Below are 4,450 nucleotides of genomic sequence, written 5' to 3'. Positions count from 1 at the left end.
CCCGCGTGGCGGTGCTCAACAAGGCGGCGGCGCGCAGGGTGGCGGCAGCTTCGGCGGCGGCGGTTTCGGGCGCGGCGGCGATATCGACGACGAAATTCCGTTCTAAGGGCGGCTGAGCATGGCGGCGGCGGATCTTGGCTTAACCCATGTGGCGTTTGCGGTCCGGAACCTTCCGGCCAGTCTCGATTTCTATCGAACCTATGCCAGCATGAAGGTGGTGCATCACCGCACCGATGCCGAGAGTGGTCGCGCCGTCGCTTGGCTCTCCGATTTCACCCGGCCTTTTGTGATTGTGTTGGTGGAATCCCCCCACACGGGCGATACGCCGCTGGGGCCGTTCGGGCATCTCGGCGTTGCCTGCCCGTCGCGGGCCGAGGTGGATCGACTTGCCGCACTGGCCGAGGCGGCAGGTTGTCTGCGGAGAGCACCGAAAGACTCCGGCCCGCCCGTTGGCTATTGGGCGATGCTCGCCGATCCCGATGGCAATACCTTGGAACTCGCACACGGCCAGCATGTGGCGTTTACGGTCGAAGAGGCCGCGCGTTTCCCATGAGGCTTCCCGCGCACGGTCAACGGATTCTCTATCTCGACGGGCTGCGCGGCATCGCCATTCTCTTGGTCGTCTTTTTTCACAGCTATAGCCGCTGGCCGCGGCTGAATCCCTTTGGGGACCGCTTCATGGCAACCCCGATCCTCAGCGATGGTTGGATAGGGGTCCAGCTCTTCTTTATGATCTCAGGCTTTGTGATCGCTTTGTCGTTGCGCGGTAGCGACAACTTCCGGGGGTTTCTCTTTCGACGTTGGCTTCGGTTGTTTCCGGCAATGCTGATCCTATCGTTCGTGAATTATGGTGGGAGTTTTCTCTTCCCCCATCGGCCGCTGGGCTTACCGAGCCTCCGCGATCTTTTGCCGGGGCTTACGTTTTTGGAGCCGGAGTTCTGGGCGCTGCTGATCGGTAAACCACGACCGATCTTGGAGTTAAGTTTCTGGACGCTCTATGTTGAAGTAAAATTTTACATTATTTTCGGCGCTTTATATTTTTGGTTTGGTTTAAATCGTGCAATTTTTGGATTAATTATTCTATTTTTCATATTTTGCTTTGCCGCCAGCATATCAATTTTTTTTGGAAATTACTCTTTGAAAAACGATATTTACTTTAAAATAATTATGGATATGCGGCATTATAGCTGGTTTGCTGTTGGGGCTCTGGCGTTCCGTTATCGGGAAACTCTGGATATACGCTGGTTCTACGGGGCGGTGGTAATGATGCTTCTATCGGCCTTGACGCTGTACGGGCGAAATTTTGACTTGAAACTCCCCGGCTTGCTCATGGGGATGTTCTTTATCGCCGCGATTTGGTTCGCATGGATAAAGCGGCTCCTAGCCTCGCGGGCGCTCGTGTTCGTCGGTGCTATCTCCTATCCGCTTTATCTTATCCACGAGAATACCAGCGTTGCCCTAGCCGTTGAAGTGGGGGCGCTTTTTCCACGATTGCCGAGTATCCTCATCCCCCTTGGGCCGATCGCTGTGGTGATGTTGATCGCCTGGATAACCGCGCGCTGGCCGGAGCCTTGGCTTCGGAAACGCCTGCGTGGCGTAAACATTGTTCGCCGCCGCAAGACTTGCTAGGGTGCGCCCCGACTTGTGGCCGCGACCGGCTCGTAAGGTTTCAGGCCGGTCTCGGCTTGGGAAGTGATGATTAGGGAAGTGCTGTTTTGACCAATCCGCCGCTGTTGCCCCCCGCTTTCGATATCGTTCCCGTCACGATTGAAGAGGAAATGCGCCGCTCGTACCTCGATTATGCCATGAGCGTAATCGTGTCGCGCGCGCTCCCCGACGTGCGCGACGGCTTGAAGCCGGTGCATCGCCGTATCCTGTTCTCGATGAAAGAGCAGGGGTACGATTGGAATAAGAGCTACCGCAAATCGGCCCGCATCGTCGGGGACGTGATCGGTAAATACCATCCCCACGGCGACGTGGCGATTTACGACGCAATGGTGCGTATGGCGCAGGAATTTTCCATGCGCCTGCCGCTGATCGATGGGCAAGGCAACTTCGGCTCGATGGACGGCGACCGCGCGGCAGCGATGCGGTATACCGAAGCCCGCCTGTCCAAAGCCGCCGATCATCTGTTACGCGATATCGACCGCGACACGGTTTCCTTCCAAGCAAACTACGATAACACCGAGGTGGAACCTACTGTTCTGCCTGCTGAATTTCCGAATTTGCTGGTGAATGGCGCGGGCGGGATTGCGGTCGGGATGGCGACCAATATTCCCCCCCATAACCTTGGCGAAGTTATCGACGCCTGCATTGCCTATCTGGATGCGCCGGATATTCCGGTTGAAGCGCTGATGCAGATTATTCCAGGCCCCGATTTCCCCACGGGCGGGATTATCCTGGGGCGCGGCGGCATTATGGATGCGTTCCGCACCGGGCGCGGCAGTGTTGTGATGCGCGCCAAGACGGATATCGAGACTTTCAAGAAGGACCGGCAGGCCATCATCATTACGGAAGTTCCGTATCAGGTGAATAAGGCTAAGATGCTGGAAAAAATGGCCGAATTGGTGAATGCCAAGGTCATTGAAGGCATTTCTGATCTGCGCGACGAAAGCGACCGCGACGGCGTGCGCGTCGTCATCGAGTTGAAGCGCGACGCCACGGCCGAAGTGGTACTGAATCAGCTTTACCGGCACACGCCGCTGCAAACCAGCTTCGGCGTGAATATGCTCGCCATTAACGGCGGTCGCCCGGAGATGATGAGCCTTAAGGAGGTCATCGTCGCCTTCTGCGCCTTCCGCGAAGAAGTAGTGCAGCGCCGCACGGCCTATGAACTGCGTAAAGCGCGCGAACGCGGCCATGTGCTCGCCGGTTTGGCAATGGCGGTTGCCAATATCGACGATGTGATCGTGCTCATCCGCACCGCGCCCGATCCCGTGGTTGCGCGCGAGCAGTTAATGGCCCGCGATTGGCCCGCCCGCGACGTGGCTCCGCTGATTGCGCTGATCGATGATCCGGATCATCTGGTTGCGGCAGATGGCACCTACCGCCTGTCCGAAATCCAAGCCCGCGCCATTCTGGACCTGCGCCTGCAACGCTTGACTGGCCTCGAACGCGATAAGATTGCGGGCGAATTGGGCGAGCTTGGCGATCAGATTAAGGATTACCTTGATATTCTTGCGAAACGCGACCGCGTGCTGGATATCATCCGCGCCGAACTGACCGCGATTAAGACCGAGTTCGCCACCCCGCGCCGCACGCAGATCGATGATTCGGAAGTGGATACCGATATCGAAGCGCTCATCCAGCGCGAAGATATGGTCGTTACCGTTAGCCATGCGGGCTATATCAAGCGCGTCGCGCTCTCGTCTTACCGTTCGCAACGGCGCGGCGGTAAGGGCCGGGCGGGCATGGCGACGCGCGAGGAAGATTTCGTCGAGCGCGTCTTCGTCGCCAATACCCACACGCCGGTGCTGTTCTTCACCACTAAGGGCCGCGCCTTTGAAACGAAGGTTTGGCGCTTGCCGGAAAGCACCCCGCAGGGCCGCGGTAAGCCGATGGTCAACCTCTTGCCCGCGCTGCAAATGGGCGAGCGGATCGCAACCGTGCTGCCGCTGCCCGATGTGGACGACCGCGAGGGCCTAACGATCCTGTTCGCCACGTCCAAGGGCGAAGTGCGCCGCAATGCGCTGTCGGACTTCCTCAATATCAAGTCGAACGGCAAAATCGCCATGAAGCTTGAGGATGAGGACGGCAATAATTTGGGCGATCTCATCGGGGTTTCGGTCGCACGGGCGGATCAAGACGTTCTGCTCTCCACCCGCCTCGGCAAAGCCATTCGCTTCTCGGTGGACGATATCCGCGTCTTCCAGTCGCGCGCCTCAACCGGCGTGCGCGGAATCCGCTTGGCCTATGAAGACGCCGTGATGTCGATGGCGATTCTCGATACCGTCCCCGCCAGCCCGGCGGAACGCGATGCATACTTGCGCCGGGCCGCCGCCCTGCGGCGCGCGGCGGGGGACGAAAATGGTGTCGAGATCGTTGGCGATGATGAAACCGATCTGCTGGACGAAGCCGTTACGCTGAGCGAAGAACGGTTTTTGGAGCTTCAAGCCGTCGAACAATTCCTGCTCACCGTCACCGAACGCGGCTTCGGCAAGCGCAGTTCGGCTTACGAATACCGCAAAACCGGGCGCGGCGGGCAGGGCATCGCCGGGATGGATATTACCCAGAAGAACGGCCCCGTTGTCGGCGCTTTCCCGGTCAGCGAAAGCGACCAGATCATGCTTGTCACCGATGGCGGCCAGTTGATCCGCATTCCGGTGGCGGGCATCCGCATCGCCGGGCGCAAAACCCAGGGCGTGACGCTGTTCAAGGTGGAGACCGACGAGCGCGTTGTCTCCGTCACCCGTCTGGACGATACCGGGGAAGAGCCGGGCGACGAGGGGGA

General features: G+C 58.9%; 3 protein-coding genes. All 3 read left to right on the top strand.

Annotated features, from left to right (window positions below; all coding sequences use genetic code 11):
• Positions 1-118 precede the first annotated feature (118 nt).
• A complete protein-coding gene (locus ACIQ36_RS18720; protein ID WP_395832169.1) occupies positions 119-553 on the top strand; it encodes a VOC family protein in 435 nt (144 codons plus the stop codon).
• Positions 550-1,629: an acyltransferase family protein gene (locus tag ACIQ36_RS18715; RefSeq protein WP_395832166.1), complete on the top strand. Its 1,080-nt coding sequence runs from the start codon at positions 550-552 to the stop codon at positions 1,627-1,629. Before ACIQ36_RS18720 ends, ACIQ36_RS18715 begins: the two co-directional genes overlap by 4 nt.
• 86 nt (positions 1,630-1,715) lie before the next feature.
• Positions 1,716-4,450 (top strand): DNA gyrase subunit A (gene gyrA / locus ACIQ36_RS18710; RefSeq protein ID WP_395832163.1); only part of this gene is annotated, 2,735 nt, incomplete at its 3' end.

Origin of the sequence: Elstera sp. (genome assembly GCF_044372965.1) — a bacterium.
GTDB lineage: Bacteria > Pseudomonadota > Alphaproteobacteria > Elsterales > Elsteraceae > Elstera.
The sequence above is the reverse complement of the archived record's forward strand: the minus strand, read 5'-3'. Positions and strand labels throughout refer to the sequence as shown.